Genomic DNA, 19,144 nt, shown 5'->3' on the forward strand with positions numbered 1-19,144 from the left:
TCTCTAACGTTGACGATGGCCGCTCAAACGAATCCCGGCCAACAAGGCTGAACTATTGCAGGTAACCCGCCTATCTCAGGTCGGATCTTCGCGATGCAGGTCGTGGATGGTGACGCCGTCGGCATTGGTCGGCAGCATCAGCCACTTCTTGTGGCGCAGCGTGCGCTCGGTGTCCTCGAGGCCCATTTCCCAGTGTTCGCGCATCGAGGTGCCTGAGAACTCATAGTCCTTGGCGTGACCCTCATAGCCTTTGTGCTGGTAGATCAGGTGGACAATGTTGACGACGCCGGCGTCGCAATAATCGGCGATCAGTTCCTGCTCGCCTTCCTTGAGCTGGTCCGGCGGCACCCGCTTCAGCGCGTCGAGCAGCTTCATCTTCAAGGCATGGATGCGCTGGAAATTGTCGGTGTTCTGGCGCGTGCGGGAGGAATACATGATGTCCTTGTGGCGCGACAGCACGTCGGCCATGCCGCGCGGCAGTACGCCGCGGGCGCTGAACAGGTCGACCTGGAACACCAGCGACGAGCGGTCCTCTTCCTGGTCGAGCAGGTATTGCAGTGGCGTGTTGGAGACGATGCCGCCGTCCCAGTAGTACTCGCCCTCGATGCGGATCGACGGGAAGGCAGGCGGCAGGGCGCCGCTGGCCATGATGTGCTCGGGTCCGATACGCACTTTCTCGGTGTCGAAATAGACGAAGTTGCCGGTCCGCACGTTGACCGCGCCGACGCTCAGCCGCTTCTTGCCGTCGTTGAGCACGTCGAAGTCGATCAGGCTCTCCAGCGTGTCCTTCAACTCGGCGGTGTCGTAGAAGCTGGTGGCGCCTTCGGCCCCGGAAAGCTGGAACCAGGGATTGGGATTGCGCGGCTTGAAGAAGCCGGGCTGGCCCATCGTCATCGTCATCAACGACGAGGTCTGGTTGCGGATATCGCGGTAGAGGTCGCCTTCCGGCGTGTAGGCCCAGATCTTGCGGCCCGAGATCGTCTGCCAGAACTGTTCCAGCCGCTGCAGGCGGCGGCTGGGTTCATTGCCGGCGATGATCGAGGCGTTGATGGCGCCGATCGAGACGCCGGACAGCCAGGTCGGCTCGCAACCGGCATCGGCCAGCGCCTGGTAGACGCCGGCCTGATAGGCGCCGAGCGCGCCGCCGCCCTGGAACACCAGCGCGATGCGGTCGTACTGGGCCGAGATTTCCTCGATGGTGGCGGCTGCTTCCTTGTTGCGGGTGCGTTCAAGCACGAATTTTCTCCGGCATGTTTGTGCTGGCCGCGAGGCCGCTGCGCTGGTCGAGATAGTCATGGACGACCTCGCCCAATCCGAGCGTCAGGTCGGCCTTGAAATGGACGGCGGATACGATGTCGAGCACCGGGAGTTTCGCCACGTCGGCCATGACGTGCGGCCGCAGGTCGAGGGCGGCGGGCGCCGTCCAGGCTTCCTTCAGCGTGATGTCGGTGAGGTAATAGCGCACCAGTTCGCAGATGCGCGGGCTGCCGTCGACATGCGGGATGATCTTGATCAGGAAATTCGGCGCGGCCAGCGAGGCGAGCACGTGGTCGTGATCGGCCTCCCTGTGCTTGTAGCCCATCGTGCCGGTTGCACAGAGAACGCTGCCATAGTGAAGGGTGCCGACGATCACCTCGCCCTCATGAACGATCTTCGGACTGGCGAGCTTCTTGGGGAAGCCCCACAATTCGCGGCCGCCGGCGATCGGCGCGTCGTCGTCGAGATACATCGAATGGACGAAGCCGCCGTGCTGGCCCTTGTAGCGCACCGGGATGACCTGCCCGGTCTCGGTATAGTCGCCGAAGCCCGTGGAGTCCGGCATGCGGATGAACTCGTACTTGACCAACGGCTCGTCGATTTCCAGCGGCGCCGGCACCACGGCTTCGAGCGCTTCGCGTGTCGTGCGGTAGGTGATGATGATGTATTCGCGGTCGAAGAAACGGTAGGGCCCGGGCGGGAAGGACGGGTTGGTGAGCGGCATGGCATAGGCGCGCTTCACGACATCGGCGATTTCCATCCTCGTGTCCTCGTGATTTTGAAAAACGACCCTCGCGCGAATGCGCTGGCAAATATGTTGCACGGCACCATGACAATGCCGTGTCAGCCCAACGACCGGGGTTTTTGGACGGGCTCAAGGCCCGCCCGCGCCGTCATCTGGCTGTAATCGCGCCGACACATGGCTCTGTCATTGTCATGTTGCGACGCACAATTATATGCTCCTGTTCCCTCCCACCTCTCGCGAGATCACCATGGGTTCCCTGTCTTCGAAGAACGCCCTCGTCACCGGCTCGACCAGCGGTATCGGCCTGGCCATCGCCCGCGCCTTTGCCGCCGAAGGCGCCAACGTCACCATCAACGGCCTTGGCGATCCCGCGGCGATCGAACAGGAGCGCGCCGGCATCGAGAAGGATTTCGGCGTCAAGTGCCGCTACTCCGACGCGAACATGATGGACGGCGCGGCGGTCAGCGCCATGGTGCATGACGCCGAGGCGGCGTTCGGCAGCCTCGACATCCTGGTCAACAATGCCGGCATCCAGCACGTGGCGCCGATCGAGGAATTCCCCGACGACAAGTGGGAGGCCATCATCCGCATCAACCTGCTTGCCGCCTTCTACGCCATCAAGGCCGTGGTGCCCGGCATGAAGAGCCGCAAATGGGGCCGCATCATCAACACCGCCTCGGCGCACGCGCTGGTCGCCTCGCCGTTCAAGTCGGCCTATGTCTCGGCCAAGCATGGCATTGCGGGCCTGACCAAGACGGTGGCGCTGGAAGTGGCGCAGGACGGCATCACCGTCAATGCGATCGCGCCGGGCTATGTCTGGACGCCGCTGGTCGAAAAGCAGATCCCCGACACGATGAAGGCGCGCGGCATGACCGAGGAACAGGTCAAGCACGACGTGCTGCTTGCTGCACAGCCGACTAAGGAATTCGTCACCGTCGAGGAACTTGCGGCGCTGACGCTGTTCCTGTGCTCGGACGCGGCCAAGCAGATCACCGGCACGACCCTGCCGATGGATGGTGGCTGGACCGCGCAGTAAGGCAGCCATCAAGGCCGTTTCGGGCTACAGGCCATCGCCCCGTAAAAATGCTTTCCCTATCGCCGCCGGATCATTGTATCGTGGCGGCGGCAGTGGAGAAATCGGGAGGTTCTCCGTTGCCGCTCGCCGCGTCCTGGACCGGCGGACGATAAAGGGGAGAGGGAGGAATTTTCCCTGCAAGCCGTCATCAAGCCGTTACCTAGACCTCCTATTTCGAGCCTCGGAACACCATAGCTGCGCCCGTCGATGCACAGCTGTGCAAAGGGTTGAAGATGACGAAAGAAAACTTCCTCGAACTTGCCGAAATCAGCGCCGGGTACGGTGCGTCGCGGGTTCTCGACGGAATAGAGCTGACCATCGCCAAGGGCGAGTTCGTGGCGCTGCTTGGCGCCTCCGGCTGCGGCAAGACCACGTTGCTGCGGGCGATAGCCGGCTTCGTTTCGCCGAGCGCCGGTTCGATCAGGGTCGCCGGCCGCGATGTCACCCGACTGCCTCCCGACAAGCGCGGCATGGCGCTGGTTTTCCAGTCCTACGCGCTGTGGCCGCATATGACGGTGGCGCAGAACATCGGCTACGGGCTGAAGCTCAAACGGCACCCGCGCGCCGAAATCGCGCGGCGCGTCGGCGAGATGGAAAAGCTGCTCGGGCTCGACGGGCTCGGCGACCGCAAGCCGGCACAGCTTTCAGGCGGCCAGCGCCAGCGCGTGGCGCTTGGCCGGGCGCTGGCGATCGATCCGGAAATCCTGCTGCTGGACGAGCCGCTGTCCAATCTCGACGCGCGCATAAGGCTGACCGTGCGCCATGAAATCCGCGCCTTGCAGAAGCGGCTCGGCATCACCGCGGTGCACGTCACGCATGATCGCGAGGAAGCCATGGTGATGGCCGACCGCATCGTCATTCTCGACGCCGGGCGTATCGCGCAACAGGGAACGCCCGAGGCGGTCTACAACCGACCGGCCTCCGCCTTCGTCGCCGCCTTCATGGGGGCGGAGAACCGGGTGGAGCTCTGGGGCCAGCCCTCTTCAGGCCGTTTCGAGATCGAGAGCGGCCCGGCGAATGCCGTCTGCACGGTGCCGCTGGATGGCCGCCCGCTGGCGCGCGGCTTCGTCGAGGCGCGCTTTCGCGCCGAAGCCGCGCAGCTTCTGGCCGGCACCGCTAGGGATGCCGCGCCTGCGGGAACGCTGGAACTCTCCGGCCGCGTCGAAAGCGTCAGTTATCCCGGCGGCCTCTGGCGCCATGCGGTCAGGGTCGGCGACGACGTGGTGCTGGTCGATGCCGGCATGGCTTTCGCCGCCGGCGACGCGGTCAAGATCCGCATCCCCTCGGACGTTCTCTTCCTCTTCAACGCGCCGGCGGCTTCGTCGCCCGCGCCCATCCGTTCCCGGCCGGGCGGCGAGAAAAGCCGCTCCCTGGAAGCATCCGAAGCTTGAACCCTCTTCATCCAAACTGGAGATTTTCCCGTGAAGACAATCCTGCAAGCCGCACTGGCGATCGGCCTGGTGGCGTCGCCCGCCACAGCAGCCGAACTGACCGTTCTCACCGCCGGCGACCAGAACATGGTCGACTACATCAACGACTATCTCGGGCCGCTGTTCGAGAAGGAAAATCCTGGCAATACGGTGCGCGTTGTCGGCACCGGCCCCGGCGATGCCGGCTCGCAGAAAATCACCGAGCGCTTCAAGGCGCAGGCGGATGCCGGCTCGCAGAAATGGGACACCGACGTCGCCGTCGTGCATGAAAAGTTCGCCGGTCCGATGGTCACCGCCGGCTATCTCGAAGCCTATCGGCCGAAGATCGACACCGGCAAGATGGTGACGCGCGCCAATGCCGACATGGCGCTGGGCTCCAATGTCAGCGGATATGTCATGCCGATGTTCAACAGCCAGACCGCGATCGCCTACAATCCGGCGATGGTTCCCAATCCGCCGAAGAGCTATGACGAACTCGTCGCCTGGGCCAAGGAACACCCCAAGCAGTTCGGCTATAACGGCATCAAGGGCGGCGCCTCCGGTGTCAGCTTCGTCATGGGCTGGATCTACGCTTATGGCGAAGGCGACGCCAAGAAGCTGATGAACGGTCCGTTCGACGAGGCCGAGACCAAGAAGTGGGACAAGGCCTTCGCCGGCCTGAAGGAATTCACGGCCAACGCCACGCTGACCCCCGGCAATGCCGGCACGCTCGACATGCTGTCGCGCGGCGAGATCGCCATGGGGCCGGTCTGGGTCGACATGTTCTATTCCTGGCAGGCTGACGGGCGGCTCCCGCCCGAGCTCAAGCTGGTGCTGCCGGCGCCCGGCATGCCTGGCCAGCCGATGCATTATGTGATCCCGGCCAAGAGCCCGAACGAGGCGCTGGCCGAGAAGTTCGTGGCGCTGGCGACCAGCCCGCAGGTACAGGCCGAGGGCATCGTCAAGAAGTTCAACTGGTATCCGGGCATCGACGCCGAGTTCGTCAAGCCGAAGCTCGACGAGGCGACCTGGAACAAGCTGTTCGTCGATATCTCGCCGGAGGATCTGGCGAAATACGGCAAGCCCTTCCCGATTGCCCCCTACAACAATGCGATCCTGGAAGCCTATGAGCGCCAGACCGCGAATTGAGCGCCTGGGCTGAATGCTGAACCCGGACCGCCCGGCTACGCCGGGCGGTCCACGCCCGTCCGTTTTCAAGCGAAGGACCAAAGATGTCGAAACGGCTTCTCGGCCTGCTGCTCGTGCTGCCCGCGCTGGCGGTGATCGTGCTCTTGTTCATCGTACCGCTCGCCGCGTCTGTTGTCGGCGCGTTCGAGGTTGAAGGCGGTTTTGGCACGGGAAACTTCATCAAGTCGTTCGAACTCTACCGCGCCGATACGGTCTTCACCGTGCTCATCGTCAGCCTGTCGACGCTGCTCATCGGTCTGTTTTCGATCGCCATCGGCGGCTATCTGACGCTGGGTGAGAATCCGCGCGCGGTGGCGATCCTGCGCTGGCTCTACCGCTGGCCGATGTTCATCCCCTTCATCGTCGTGGGCCAGATCCTGCGTACCTTCCTCGCCAAGAACGGCCTGATGAACAATCTGCTGATCGGCGCCGGCGTCATCACGCCGATGCAGGCGACCGCCTTTCTCGACTGGCGCGGCATCGTCATCGCCTTCGTCTGGAAACAGGTGCCCTTCGTCGCCCTGCTGGTCGCCGGCGCCATGGCGTCGATCGATCGCGGCACCATCGAAGCCGCTCGCAATCTCGGCGCCTCGCGGCTGCGCATCCTGATCGAGATTGTCGTGCCGCAGGTCGCCACCACGCTCTTGGTCGGCCTTATCCTGTCTTTCGTGACGATGATGTCGGTGCTGTCGGTGCCGCTGATGATCAACGCGCAGTCGCCGACCATGCTGACCGCCGACATCGCTTTCCGCATCAACGCCTATGGCGACTACGGCGTCGCCAACGCGCTCGGGCTGATCTCGCTGGTCATCACGTCGGGTGTCGCCTGGATCTACCTGCGCCACACGATGAAGGAGCGCGCATGAGCATCGCGACACTCTCCGTGCGGCGGAAACTGGGGGTCGACCTGTGGTGGCTGCCCAGGGCCGCCATCCTCGGCCTGCTCGCCTTCATCATCTTCGGCCCGCTTCTCAACCTGTTGCTGTGGACGGTGGCGGAGCGCTGGTACTTTCCCCATGTGCTGCCGCTCGATTATGGCTTCAGCGTCTGGACGCGGGTGTTCTCGCCGCGCGGCAATGCGATGGATTCGCTGCAGAACAGCATTCTGGTAGCGGTGCTGACGGTGATCGTCTCGCTGGCGCTCGCCATACCGGCGGGTTACGCGCTGGCGCGGCTGAAGCTGCCATTGCGCAGCCTGATCCTGCTCGCCTTCCTGATCCCGCAGGCGTTTCCGAACCTGCCCGTCTATGTCAACATCGCGCGCCTGTTCTACCAGATCGGTCTCAACGGCACGATCACCGGCGTGGTGCTGGTGCATGCCGTGCATGGCCTGGTCTATGCGGTGTGGATCGCGACGGCCGCCTTTTCCGCCGTCGATCCCGAACTCGAGCAGGCGGCCCGCTCGATTGGCGCCGGTCCATTGCGCGCCTTTCGCGACGTGACCTTGCCGCTCGCCATGCCAGGCCTGATGGCCAGCGCGATCTTCGTCTTCCTGGAGTCGCTCGATGAGTTCACCGGCAGCTATTTCGTCGGTGCGCCGGATGTGAACATGCTGCCGCTGCTGCTCTACTCGGCGGGCGCCGGCGGCAACTACCAGATCGCCTCGATAACCGCACTTCTGTTGCTCATCCCGTCGATCGGCTTCATGCTGATCGTCGAGCGATTCCTGAAGGCCGATGTCTTGTCGCGGGTTGGCCATTGAACAGCATGAGCATCCACAGATGACCGCAGACAGGAATTCAGGCGACAAGACCCCGGACAAGATTCGCTCGGTCAGCGCGCTGCATGTCGCGCGCCAGGCCGGGGTGTCGCGCTCGGCGGTGTCGCGTGCCTTCACGCCCGGCGCCAGCGTTGCCACAGAGACGCGCGAGAAGATCATGCGCGCGGCCGAGGAACTCGGCTACCAGGTCAACGATCTGGCGCGCGGGCTGCTCGCCAACCAGAGCCGGCTGGTCGGATTGGTGGTGACCAAGCCGGAAGTGGGCTTCCGCGCCCATCTGGCGGCGGCGCTCACCAAGGCGCTGATCCATCGTGGCAATGTTCCCGTGCTGATCAACACCGGCCAGACCGAACAGGAGCTGATCGCGGCCCAGAAGACGCTGCTTGGCCATCGCGCCGAGGCGACGATCATCCTGTCCGGCTCGCCGCCATCGTCTTTCTTCGAACTGGCGCGCCGCAACGGCCAGCCGCTGGTGGTCATCGGCCGGTCCGAACCCGAGGCCGACCACATCCAGACCGACGGCGCCGCCGCGGCGAAACTCGCCGCGTCGCATTTCGTCGCGCACGGCATGACCAGGCTCGGCCTGGCCGGATCGCTGTCGGGCACGCCGACGATCACCGAGCGCGAGGATGCCTTCTGTGCCGAGGCAAAGCGTCTCGGCGCGGAGGTCGCGGTCGTGCGCGGCAACGATACGGATTATGCCGGCGGGTTGCAGGCGGGCCGGTTGCTGATCGATCGTTCAGACAGGCCGCAGGCAATCTTCTGCGTCAACGACCTCATCGCCTTCGGCGTCATGGATCATGCCCGCCAGGCCGGTCTTGCGATACCGGAAGACCTGTCGGTGATCGGCTTCGACGATGTTCCCGAAGCCGGCTGGCTCGCCTACCGGCTGACCACTTTCCGTCAGGATCCTGAGTTGATGGCCGCCAAGGCCGTCGAACTGCTCGACCTTCGGCAACGGCAGCCGGATCTGGCCCCCATCCGCGAGCGCTTCAACGTGCCGCTGGTCGTGCGCGGCAGTTTCGTGCCGCATCACGCGGAATGACCTTCCTTCCGAAATCCTCGAATCGCAGGCCTTTGCCCATGAAAATCATCCAGCTCTCCGACCCGCATCTGATGGCGCCAGGTGGCCTTCTGTATGGCTCCGACCCGCTTGCCAGGCTCGATGCATGTCTCGCGGACATCAGCAGGAACCATGCCGATGCCGATCTGGTGGTTGTATCGGGAGACCTGACCAATGATGGCGAGCGCGCCGCCTACGCCGCGTTGCGGGACAGGCTCGGAAAATTCGCCCCGCCTTGCCGGTTGATGCTCGGCAACCATGACGACCGGGCGCTTTTCCTCGATATGTTTCCGGATGCTCCGGCCGATCGCGGGTTTGTCCAGAGCGTTTTCGACGGCGCCGATGGACGCCTGATCCTGCTCGACACGCTGGACAGCGGGCATGTCGAGGGCAGGTTGTGCCAGTCGCGGCTCGGCTGGCTCGACGAACGGCTGCGGGAGGCGCGCGACCGGCCGGTCTTCCTTTTCATGCACCACCCGCCGTTTCGCATACACATGCCGGTGCTCGATGAAGTCAGGCTCGCAGATGCCGATGCCTTGCATGAGGTTCTGTCGCGCCACGGCAATGTCCGCCACATCTTCGCCGGCCATGTCCATCGGCTGATCGCCGGCAGCTGGCGCGGCATACCGGTCAGCACGCTGCGCAGCACCAATCACCAGACCGGGCTCGATTTTTCAGACAGCTGGCAGCTGGGCCACGAGCCGCCCGCCTATGCCGTCATCTTCATCGATGCGGATGGCGTGATCGTGCATTTCCACGATTTTCCCGTGGGATAAGGCATAAGCGGCCAATGGGAGGCCGACGCCTGTTCCGGCTCGCGGCACCGCTGCCGCAATCGTGATCTGATACGCGTATCACCCCCCTGAAAAATTCTTACCGATTTGTAAGGTCATGGGTTAGAACCGCATTGGGGGTCCATGCGGGGGTCGGTATGCTGGCTATGATTTTTCGCGCGCCGCGCGCGCTTTGCGTTCTCTTTGCTGGTCTTTTCCTGGCTGTATGCGGGCAGGCGCAAGCGGTCGAATTCAAGACGATCACGATCAAGGTGGGCTACGGACCCGGCGGCGGCTATGACCAGACGTCGCGCGTGATCGCGCGCCATTTCGGCCGGTTCCTGCCGGGCAATCCGGATGTCATCGTCCAGAACGTTCCCGGCGGCGGCAGCCTCAAGCTCACCAAGATGGTGCTGGGCAGCGAGCCCGCGGACGGAAGCGTCATCGCGTCGATCAGCGAGGCGATGTCCTACGCCCCGGTGCTTGACCCGCAGAACGCGAATTTCGATCCGCTTGCGCTGCAATGGATCGGTTCGCTCGTTAACGAGCCGGCCTATTGCATGACCGCGAAGAGCACCGGCATCGATACGATGGACAAGTTCCTGCAGTCCGATTTCCTGATCGGCGCGACCGGCAAGAGCAGCGTCACCTATATTTTCGCGGCGCTGGTCAAGAACGGGCTGAAGGCGAAATTCAAGATCGTCACCGGCTTCGACGGCACCGCGGATATCGAACTGGCCATGCAGCGCGGCGAGATCGCTGGGATGTGCGGGGTTTCCAGCTACAACATCTCGGGAAACCGCGACACGCTCAACCTCATCGGAACGTTCGGCTCCGGCCCGGCCGAGGGGCAGAAGCAGTTCGAGCGATTTACCGCCAGGATTCAGGATCCGAAGCTGCAGGAGGCGGCCACGCTTATCGAGACGGCTTTGCACTTCCATCACCCGCTGGTCGTTCCGACGGACACTCCCAAGGAAACCGTCGAGGCGCTCCGCAAGGGGTACATGGAGATGGTCCGCGACCCCGCCTTCCTCGCAGACATCGGCAAGCTCAGCGACATGGCCGTCAACGCCACCAGCGGCGAAGAGATAAGCCAGCTCGTGTCGAAGCAGTTGCAGGTGGATCCGGGGGTGTTCGAGACCGCCAGGGATCTTGTGAAATAAGGCTGGGGCGGGGCTTCGAAAGGTGGACCTGATCCTGACCGCCATCGTCGAGATGGCCCAGCCGTTCCGCATGCTGATGCTGGTGACCGGGGTTTTCGCCGGGCTGATTGTCGGCGTCGTTCCAGGCATTGGCGGGCTGTTCGCCATGGCCCTGCTCATCCCCATGACCTACAATATGGACGCCTATGCGGCCTTCGCGCTGCTGCTCGGCATGGGGTCGGTCAACACCACATCGGACACCATACCGGCAATCCTCTTCGGCGTTCCCGGCTCGGTCGGTGCCGCGGCAACAGTGCTGGATGGCCATGCCATGGCCAAGAAAGGCGAAGCCGCGCGCGCCTTCGGCGCCTCCTATTCCGCGTCGATGATCGGTGGCGTGTTCGGCGCACTGGTGCTCGCGGCGGCCATCCCGGTGATGCGGCCGCTGGTCCTTTATCTCAAGACACCGGACTTCTTCGCCATCTGCGCCTTCGGCCTTTCGATCGTTGCGATGCTGGCGGGAAGCCAGCCGCTCAAGGGGCTGGCGGCGGCGATGTTCGGCATGCTGGCCTCGTTCGTCGGCATCGACGAGATCGCCGGCATCGACCGGTGGACGTTCGGTGAAATCTACCTGTGGGACGGTCTGCCGGTCGCACTGGTGTTTCTCGGCCTGTTCGGCCTGCCCGAACTCGCCTCGCTGCTGTTGCGCGGTTCCATTCAGGGCAACGCCGAGAAGCCGACCTATGCCGGCATGTGGCAAGGCATCATGGATACGGTGCGGGAGTGGCCGCTGGTCCTGCGCTGCAGCACCATAGGCTCGCTGCTCGGTGCGGTTCCCGGCGTCGGCATCGCGGTGCTGGATTGGATCGCCTATGGCTATGCCGCGCGCCGGCCGGGGGCCGGGCCGAAGTTCGGCGAAGGCAATGTCCGGGGCGTCATCGCGCCCGAAAGCGCCAACAACGCCAAGGAAGGCGGCTCGCTTATCCCGACCATCGCTTTCGGCGTGCCGGGTTCGGCTTCCATGAGCATCCTGCTCGGCGCATTCGTGGTGCATGGCCTCGTTCCCGGCCCGGACATGCTCGGCAAGAATGCCGCCCTCACAATGTCGATGGTGTTCAGCATCGCGGTGGCGAACATCGTCGGCGCGGTGACCTGCCTCGTGCTGACGAGGCCGCTGGCCCGCATCGCGCAGGTATCGGCCGCGATACTGGTGCCGCTGGTGGTGACCTTCATCGTGGTCGGCGCATACCAGACCAATATGAGCGCTTTCGACTTCGCCCTGGTCATCGGCGTCGGCGCTGTCGGCATGGCGATGAAGGAACTCAACTGGCCGCGCTCGGCCTTCTCGCTGGGGTTCGTGCTCGGCCCGAGCCTCGAAAACTATTTCTTCCTTGCCTACCAGATTTCCGGCTGGTCGTGGCTTGCCCAGCCGCTGGTGCTGCTGCTGCTCGGGCTGGCGGTGGTCGGCGTCATCAGACAGACGCTCGCGTGGATCAGGGCCAGAAACGCCGGCGGCCCGCTGCCGCCCGCGCTGCCCGACATCGTCGCCGGCGCGGCCATGACGCTGCTGGCGCTCGCCGCCCTGGTGACCGCCGCGACAGGCTTCCCCTTCGAGGCCGCCATCTTCCCCATCATCACGGCCGGACTGCTGGCGGTATTCTCATCGGTCACGACCGTGCAGACGGCGCTGAGGTGGCGTCGCCGCGCGCCGTCCGGCTCCGAATCGCAGGCGTCTCAGGCCCATGGCGAATGGACGCCGGCCACCGAACCGACCATGAAGGGCAATCTGTCAGTCATAGGCCTGTGCCTTGCCCTGGCTGTCCTGATCCTGCTGGTGGGGCATCTGGCGGCGACATTTGTCTTCGTTGCCGGGAGCATCATGCTGCTTGGCGTGAAGTCCTGGCGCAAACCGATCGTGATTGCCGCCGTCACGACGGTATTTGTCTATTCGGTCTTCGACATGCTGGCGTCACAACCCTGGCCGACGCCCTGGCTCGGGCGCGTCACGGGCATATTCTAGCTTATTTCCGCGCCAGCGTTTCGACCAACTGGCGGCGCAGCAGCTTGCCGTTGTCGCTGTATGGCAGGGAGGCAACGAGCCGTATCTCGCGCGGCCGCCGATCCGCCGCGATGTTGGCGCGCAGGAAAGCCTGCAACTCCTCGATCGTCCCCTGTTCTGAAACGATGAAGGCGGCGATCTCCTGTCCCATGGTCTCGTCCGGAAAGCCTGCGACGGCGACATCGCGCACCTTAGGATGCGTGCGGATCAGCTTTTCCAGTTCCTGTGGCGCGACGCTGACTCCGCCGCGAACGATCATGTCGGCTTCCCGGTCGACGATCGTGATAAATCCGTCCGCGTCGAGGAAGCCGATGTCGCCGGGAATGCCCCAGTCGGCGCCCATGATCTGCGGATCGACGAATGGGCGATTGTCGGGCATCAGCACCGCCGACGCCATCGTGGGGGTGCGGGCCTTGATCAGGCCGCGTTCGCCTTGCGGCAGCGCCCGGCCGTCCGCATCGAGAATCTCGATCTGGACGCCTGCCACCGGCCTGCCAGCGCTTTCCGGCTTGGCCAGGATATCCAGGCCCGAGAGCGAGGATATGATGCCGGTCAGGCTCGACGAGTAGCTTATGCGGTATCCCGGCGAGATGTAGCGGTAGGCGGCGATCTTGTCCTCGCCCCTGGCGGGTCCGCCCACGCTGTAGAGCACGGACAGTTGCGGTAGCAGGTGAGTGGCGCGCTCGCCAACCTCCTTGACCATCCGGGCAATGACCGACGGCGCCAGCGCCGTGCCGCTCGCCTGGAACGACAGCAGCGCCTCGATGAGCTCCGAAGGGGTGAACAGAGGCGGGAAGAACCGCACGACGCCGCCGTAGAGCAAATAGCCGAACACCTGGTGTCGCATTGCCGAATAGGAGAGGGCCATCGGCGTCAGGAAGCGCTTGGCGGTGCCTTCCACGACGGCCCGGCGCGCGGCGATGCGGCGGGCCAGCGCCTCATGCGACTGGATATAGGCTTTCGGATCGCCTGTCGTGCCGGACGAGAAGATCAGGAAGGCCGGAATAGCATCGTCCATCGGCGCCTCGGCGCGGAGATCGGGCGAGGAGGCTGTCTTCCAGCCAGCGTCGAAGAGGGCGTTGGGGTAGACTTCGTCGCCAGGCATGGCGCGGCTTTCGAAAATGATCTTCAAGCCGAAGTCGCGGGCCTGCCTGGCGCGCTGGCTTCTGGGCGTTCGAAAGTCGATGACGACAGGGGTGGCGCTGTTCTTCCAGCAGGCAATGATGGAGAGCACGACATCGATGTTGTCGACCATGGCGAGGCCGACGCGGTCGCCGGGCCTGATGCCCGATGCGCCGAAATTGGCAGCCAGGCGCCCGATCTGCGCCAGCGCCTGGGCATAGGTGACCTGTGACCGGTCACCGACCATCGCGACCTTGTCGCCATGGCTGGCGAAGGCCTCCAAAAGCTGCCGGCCAAAACTCATGAATTGAGCCGAACGTCGCGCGCCGCGCCGCGCCGTTCGGCCAGGAAAGCGAGAATTTCCGCGTCGATCGCGTCCATGTTGGCCTTGCGGAATTTGTTGTGCGTGCCCGGCATGACAACCGTTTTCACGCTGGCCTTGTCGGATGCCCAGCCCTTGTAGTCCGCCACCGTCGTGGCGCCCCATTCCGAACTGGCGAGGATCAGGATGTCGCAGGGGTAGGATGACGGCACGAAGCCGGCGGCTGCCTGCAGCAGCGTGCTCTTGTAGGCCTTCTTGCGCAGGTGCCGCCCAAGCCGCGTCTGCCCTAGCCCCACTGTCTTCAGAGCGTCGCGCAGGAGGCGCCAGTAGATCACCTTGCGGGCGATGTTGCGCCGCCTGCCTTCGGTCAGCCGATCATCGGGCATCGGCTTCAGCCAGGCCGAACCCGGCGAGGGTGGGTCGATGAGCACGATCGCCGGCCGCTTGCCGGTTGCCTCGTGGCTCAGCCGGCCGACCTCGATGGCCAGCAGGCCGCCGACGCAGATGCCGCCGACAATGTCGGGATGCCGGCCGGTCACCGATGTCAGGGCCTCGAAGTAATTCGAGCAGATCTCGGCCATGCCGGAATAGGGCGTCTCGCCAGGCTCGGTACCCATGCCGCGCACCGCCATGATGGCGTATTTCTGCTTCAGCTGCCTGCTGAAGCGGTTGGCGAACAGCGCCGAGCCGGTAATGCCGTGGATCATGGCGATCGGTTCGTCACCTGTACTGCCCGAGACCGGCACGATCAGTTCGCGGGCCGGATGCATCGGCACCAGCGAGGCGATCAACCGGCCGAACTCGCGCGGTGTCTGTGCCTCGAGCAGTACGGAAGTTTGCAGCTTGACCCCGAACCGCTTCTGCACGGCAAGCACCAGGGTCTCGGCCATCAGCGAATCGCCGCCGAGATCGAAGAAATTTTCGTCGAGACCGACGCTGGGAACCTGCAATTCGCTGGCGAAAATACCAGCAATCGCATGTGCTGGCGCATCGCCCGGCGACGCGACAGCGCGCGCCCTTGGCTGAACATTCATCGGAAAGCCCCTGACCGATGTCTATGTCGCCTTTTACGCACAGCTGTGTCCAGGGACAACCCCTTGATCCAACGGTGGGCAAAAAGAGCGGCAGGCCTGGCGCTCGAGGGTCAGCGAAATGGGAGCTGAAAGTGCGGTAATTTTGGACATTAGTCTTGACAGAAATACAGATGTTCACTACCCGTCAGGCACTTGAACAAGCCTGCAATGTGGGAGGAATAAGCGGTATGGCTTCCAATATTTCGTTGACGGGCCTTGCCCGCGATCTCGATGAACGCGGCAAGTCGGGCAAGCCTATCCGCATCGGCCTGATCGGTTCTGGCGAGATGGGAACCGACATCGTTACCCGCGTCGCCCATATGTCGGGCATCGAGATCGGCGCCATTTCGGAACTCAACCTGCCTGCCGCCAGCAAGGCTGTGGACATCGCTTTCCAGGAAACCGGCCATGCGCGCGAAGCGTCGAACGCTTCGGCGATGACGGCGGCCATGGAGGCCGGCAAGGTGGCGGTCACCAACGACGCCAGCCTGGTCATCAACAACGACCTGATCGATGTCGTCATCGACGCCACCGGCGTTCCGGCGGTCGGCGCCGAGATCGGCCTGCGCGCCATGGAGCACGGCAAGCATCTGGTGATGATGAATGTCGAGGCCGACGTTACCATCGGCGCCTATCTCAAGAGCGAAGCCGACCGCCTCGGCGTCACCTATTCGCTCGGCGCGGGCGACGAGCCGTCCTCCTGCATGGAGCTGATCGAATTCGTCTCTGCGATGGGCCATCCGATCGTCGCCGCCGGCAAGGGCAAGAACAATCCGCTCAACATCGACGCGACCCCGCCCGCCTATGAGGAAGAAGCCAAGCGCCGGCACATGAATGTGCGCATGCTGGTCGAGTTCGTCGATGGCTCCAAGACCATGGTCGAGATGGCCGCGATCGCCAACGCCACCGGTCTGGTGCCCGACAAGGCGGGCATGCATGGTCCGGCGGCGACGCTGGGCGAACTGAACAAGGTGCTGGTGCCGCAGAAGGATGGCGGCGTGCTGTCCAGGGTCGGTGTCGTCGACTATTCGATCGGCAAGGGTGTCGCGCCCGGCGTCTTCGTCGTCGCCGACATGTCGCATCCGCGCATTTCGGAGCGTATGGAGGATCTGAAGATGGGCAAGGGCCCGTACTTCACCTTCCACCGCCCCTATCACCTGACCTCGCTCGAAGTGCCGCTGACCTGCGCCCGCGTCGTGCTCTACGGCAAGGCCGACATGGTTCCGCTGTCGAAGCCGGTGGCCGAAGTCGCCGCCGTGGCCAAGAAGGACATGCAGCCGGGCGAGAAGCTCGATGCGATCGGCGAATACTGCTACCGCGCCTGGATCATGACGGCGCCGGAAGCGCATGCCGCCAGGGCCATTCCCTGCGGGCTGCTGCAGGGCGGTTCTGTGACCGCGCCGATCAAGAAGGGTGAGCTCATCACCTACGCAAACGCCGCGCCGGCGCCGGGCTCGAAGATCGCCGAGCTGCGCGCCCGCCAGGACAAACTCGTCTACGGAACCGTGGAGGCGTGATCATGGCCGGAGCCAGCAAAGCCGTCGCGGACAGCCGCGCCAACCTGCCTTTCGTCTACCGCCAGTACAGCGCCGAGCAGCTCAAGGAAGTGCTCTACAAGATGTACCTCATCCGCCGCTTCGAAGAGGGCGCGGAAGAAAGCTACATGCGCGGCCTTATCCACGGCACCATGCACCTATCCATCGGCCAGGAAGCCAGCGCCATGGGCATCTGCATGCCGCTGACCGAGGATGACCAGATCACCTCGACGCATCGCGGCCATGGCCACTGCATCGCCAAGGGCGCCGAGGTCAAGCGCATGTTCGCCGAATTCTTCGGCAAGACCACGGGCTACTGCAAGGGCCGTGGCGGCTCGATGCACATCGCCGATGTCGGCAAGGGTAATCTGGGCGCTAACGGCATCGTCGGCGGCGGTATTCCGATCGCGGTCGGCGCGGCGCTCTCCTCCAAGATGATGAAGACCGGCAAGGTCGTGGTCTCCTTCTTCGGCGACGGCGCCAACAATGAGGGCGCCTTCCACGAGGCGCTCAACATGGCGGCGGTCTGGAAGCTGCCTGTCATCTTCGTCTGCGAGAACAACGGCTACGGCATGTCGACGTCGACGGCCCGCTCGACCGCGGTGAAGAACATCGCCGATCGCGCCAGCGCCTATTCGATGCCCGGCGTCATCGTCAACGGCAACATCTTCTCGGAAGTCGCCGAGGCCTCGCATAAAGCCGTCGAGCGCGCGCGCGCCGGCGAAGGGCCAACGCTGATCGAGTCCAAGACCTATCGCCATCGCGGCCATTCCAAGAGCGACCGCAACCGCTATCGCACCAAGGAAGAGATCGAGGACTGGATGTCGAACCGGGATCCGATCACGCTGTTCGAAAACGAGCTGCGGGAATTCGGCTTCATCGATGACAAGGGCATCGAATCCATCCGCGACGCGGTGGCGAAGGAAATCGCCGACGGCATCGAGTTCGCCAAGGCGAGCCCGTCGCCCGATGTGCGCGATACGGCAAACTATGTCTATACGGAGCAGGCGTGATGGATGCGATGGTGCGTGAACTGAGCTACGCCCAGGCGATCCAGGAAGCCATGGCGATCGCCATGGACATGGACGAGCGTGTCTTCCTGATGGGCGAGGATATCGGCGTCTATGGCGGCGCCTTCCAGGTGACCGGCGACCTGGTCGACCGCTACGGCGCCGACAGGGTGCTGGATACGCCGATCTCGGAACTGGGTGGCGCCGGCGTCGCTGTCGGCGCGGCCGTGACCGGCATGCGTCCGATCTTCGAGTTCCAGTTCTCGGATTTCGCCACGCTGGCCATGGAGCAGATCGTCAACCAGGCGGCCAAGATGCGCTTCATGCTCGGCGGCGAGGTTTCCGTGCCGGTGGTGATGCGTTTCCCCGCCGGCTCCGGCACCGGTGCGGCGGCACAGCACAGCCAGAGCCTGGAGGCCTGGCTCGGCCATGTGCCGGGCCTGAAGGTCATCCAGCCGGCGACGCCATACGATGCCAAGGGCATGCTTCTGGCCGCCGTCGCCGATCCCGACCCGGTGATGATCTTCGAGCACAAGCTGCTCTACAAGGCCAAGGGCCCGGTGCCCGAGGGTTATTACACCGTGCCGATCGGCAAGGCCGACATCCGCCGGGAGGGCCGGGATCTCACCATCGTCGCGACCTCGATCATGGTGCAGAAGGCACTGGACGCCGCCGCCACGCTGGAGGCTGAAGGCATCGACGTCGAAGTCGTCGATCTCAGGACCATCCGGCCGATGGACAAGCAGACCGTCATCGACAGCGTCAAGAAGACGTCGCGGATGATGTGCGTCTACGAAGCGGTCAAGACCCTGGGCATCGGCGCCGAGGTCAGCGCCATGATCGCCGAGAGCGAGGCATTCGACTATCTCGACGCGCCGATCGTGCGGCTGGGTGGCGCGGAAACGCCGATCCCCTACAATCCGGAGCTGGAAAAGGCCACGGTGCCGCAGGTTCCCGACATCATCAGCGCCGCGCGCGACCTCGTGAAAGGGGTTCGCTGATCCATGCCGACCGAAGTGATTCTTCCCAAGGTCGACATGGATATGGCGACCGGACAGATCTCGCGCTGGTTCGCCACCGAGGGGCAGCAGGTCAAGAAGGGCGACGTGCTGTTCGAGATCGAGACCGACAAGGCGGCGATGGAAATCGACGCTCCCGCCAGCGGCATATTGCGCGATGTGACCGGCAAGGAAGGCGTCGACATCGCGGTCGGCGCGCCGGTGGCGTGGATTTATGCCGAGGGCGAGGCTTATGGGGATGGTGCCGCTGCGGCCAAGCAGGACGTGGCTCCAATCTCCCCCCTTGTGGGGGAGATATCGGCGAAGCCGACAGAGGGGGGCGCTGTCCCTCCTGCCTCTCATTCTGTCGTGCCCCCCTCTGCCCTGCCGGGCATCTCCCCCACAAGGGGGGAGATCGGCCAATTGCCGTCGGGCGCACGCGCAACACCTTTGGCTCGTCGTCTGGCCCGTGAGGCAGGCCTTGCCCTCGCTAGCATATCAGGCACCGGCCCGCATGGCCGTGTGGTCAAGGCCGATGTCGATGCCGCGATCGCTGGTGGTGGCGCGAAGGCCGCTCCGGCCGCCAAGGCGCCAGCTGCCGCGCCGGCGGCCGCCGCTCCCGCTCCTGCCAAGGCGATGTCGGACGACCAGGT

The 19,144-nt window shown here is 64.3% G+C and carries 17 protein-coding genes; 13 read left to right on the forward strand and 4 right to left on the reverse strand.

Annotated elements, in window-relative coordinates; all coding sequences use genetic code 11:
• Window positions 1-75 precede the first annotated feature (75 nt).
• Together J0I79_RS18825 and J0I79_RS18830 are read right to left on the reverse strand one after the other, a co-directional pair.
• Window positions 76-1,236, reverse strand: coding sequence for a patatin-like phospholipase family protein (locus J0I79_RS18825; protein ID WP_292862021.1), 1,161 nt, complete (start codon window positions 1,234-1,236; stop codon window positions 76-78).
• Window positions 1,229-2,017 (reverse strand): acetoacetate decarboxylase, encoded by a 789-nt coding sequence (locus J0I79_RS18830; protein WP_292862023.1) that lies wholly within the window; start codon window positions 2,015-2,017, stop codon window positions 1,229-1,231. Before J0I79_RS18830 ends, J0I79_RS18825 begins: the two co-directional genes overlap by 8 nt.
• Before the next feature lie 232 nt (window positions 2,018-2,249).
• On the opposite strand from J0I79_RS18830, the gene J0I79_RS18835 reads away from it, so the two are divergent.
• The 9 genes from J0I79_RS18835 (at window position 2,250) to J0I79_RS18875 (ending at window position 12,392) form a co-directional block, all read left to right on the forward strand.
• Window positions 2,250-3,038: a 3-hydroxybutyrate dehydrogenase gene (locus J0I79_RS18835; protein ID WP_292862026.1), complete on the forward strand. Its 789-nt coding sequence runs from the start codon at window positions 2,250-2,252 to the stop codon at window positions 3,036-3,038.
• A gap of 272 nt (window positions 3,039-3,310) precedes the next feature.
• Window positions 3,311-4,468: an ABC transporter ATP-binding protein gene (locus J0I79_RS18840; protein ID WP_292862029.1), complete on the forward strand. Its 1,158-nt coding sequence runs from the start codon at window positions 3,311-3,313 to the stop codon at window positions 4,466-4,468.
• Window positions 4,469-4,498: 30 nt separating this feature from the next.
• On the forward strand, window positions 4,499-5,635 hold the full coding sequence (locus J0I79_RS18845) for an extracellular solute-binding protein (protein WP_292862032.1): 1,137 nt from the start codon (window positions 4,499-4,501) through the stop codon (window positions 5,633-5,635).
• An 83-nt stretch (window positions 5,636-5,718) separates the two neighbouring features.
• Complete coding sequence (locus J0I79_RS18850; protein WP_292862035.1) at window positions 5,719-6,540, forward strand: ABC transporter permease subunit; 822 nt, start codon at window positions 5,719-5,721, stop codon at window positions 6,538-6,540.
• Entirely contained in the window at window positions 6,537-7,376 is an 840-nt protein-coding gene (locus J0I79_RS18855) for an ABC transporter permease subunit (protein WP_292862037.1), read from the forward strand. The genes J0I79_RS18850 and J0I79_RS18855 overlap by 4 nt, the downstream gene beginning before the upstream one ends.
• A gap of 19 nt (window positions 7,377-7,395) precedes the next feature.
• Window positions 7,396-8,439, forward strand: coding sequence for a LacI family DNA-binding transcriptional regulator (locus tag J0I79_RS18860; RefSeq protein WP_292862040.1), 1,044 nt, complete (start codon window positions 7,396-7,398; stop codon window positions 8,437-8,439).
• Between the two features lie 38 nt (window positions 8,440-8,477).
• Window positions 8,478-9,233, forward strand: a complete 756-nt coding sequence (locus J0I79_RS18865; protein ID WP_292862043.1) for a phosphodiesterase — start codon at window positions 8,478-8,480, stop codon at window positions 9,231-9,233.
• A gap of 155 nt (window positions 9,234-9,388) precedes the next feature.
• Complete coding sequence (locus tag J0I79_RS18870; protein ID WP_292862046.1) at window positions 9,389-10,393, forward strand: hypothetical protein; 1,005 nt, start codon at window positions 9,389-9,391, stop codon at window positions 10,391-10,393.
• Between the two features lie 22 nt (window positions 10,394-10,415).
• The gene (locus J0I79_RS18875; protein WP_292862049.1) at window positions 10,416-12,392 is read left to right on the forward strand and encodes a tripartite tricarboxylate transporter permease; all 1,977 of its coding nucleotides are present in this window, start codon (window positions 10,416-10,418) and stop codon (window positions 12,390-12,392) included.
• Window position 12,393: 1 nt separating this feature from the next.
• Here J0I79_RS18875 and J0I79_RS18880 read toward each other — a convergent pair whose 3' ends face one another.
• Both J0I79_RS18880 and J0I79_RS18885 read right to left on the reverse strand, forming a co-directional pair.
• A complete protein-coding gene (locus tag J0I79_RS18880) occupies window positions 12,394-13,857 on the reverse strand; it encodes a class I adenylate-forming enzyme family protein (protein ID WP_292862052.1) in 1,464 nt (487 codons plus the stop codon).
• Entirely contained in the window at window positions 13,854-14,909 is a 1,056-nt protein-coding gene (locus tag J0I79_RS18885) for an alpha/beta fold hydrolase (protein ID WP_292862055.1), read from the reverse strand. The genes J0I79_RS18880 and J0I79_RS18885 overlap by 4 nt, the downstream gene beginning before the upstream one ends.
• Before the next feature lie 227 nt (window positions 14,910-15,136).
• Here J0I79_RS18885 and J0I79_RS18890 point away from each other — a divergent pair, with 227 nt between their 5' ends.
• The 4 genes from J0I79_RS18890 to J0I79_RS18905 all read left to right on the forward strand — a co-directional run.
• Window positions 15,137-16,465 carry an NAD(P)H-dependent oxidoreductase gene (locus tag J0I79_RS18890; protein WP_292862058.1) on the forward strand — a complete coding sequence of 443 codons (1,329 nt, stop codon included), beginning with the start codon at window positions 15,137-15,139 and terminating at the stop codon, window positions 16,463-16,465.
• 2 nt (window positions 16,466-16,467) lie between these two features.
• Window positions 16,468-17,496, forward strand: coding sequence for a thiamine pyrophosphate-dependent dehydrogenase E1 component subunit alpha (locus J0I79_RS18895; RefSeq protein ID WP_292862061.1), 1,029 nt, complete (start codon window positions 16,468-16,470; stop codon window positions 17,494-17,496).
• Complete coding sequence (locus tag J0I79_RS18900) at window positions 17,496-18,494, forward strand: alpha-ketoacid dehydrogenase subunit beta (protein ID WP_292862064.1); 999 nt, start codon at window positions 17,496-17,498, stop codon at window positions 18,492-18,494. Before J0I79_RS18895 ends, J0I79_RS18900 begins: the two co-directional genes overlap by 1 nt.
• 3 nt (window positions 18,495-18,497) lie before the next feature.
• Window positions 18,498-19,144 (forward strand): biotin/lipoyl-containing protein (locus tag J0I79_RS18905; RefSeq protein WP_292862067.1); only part of this gene is annotated, 647 nt, incomplete at its 3' end.

It is taken from the genome of Mesorhizobium sp. (assembly GCF_017306585.1).
Taxonomy (GTDB): domain Bacteria; phylum Pseudomonadota; class Alphaproteobacteria; order Rhizobiales; family Rhizobiaceae; genus Mesorhizobium.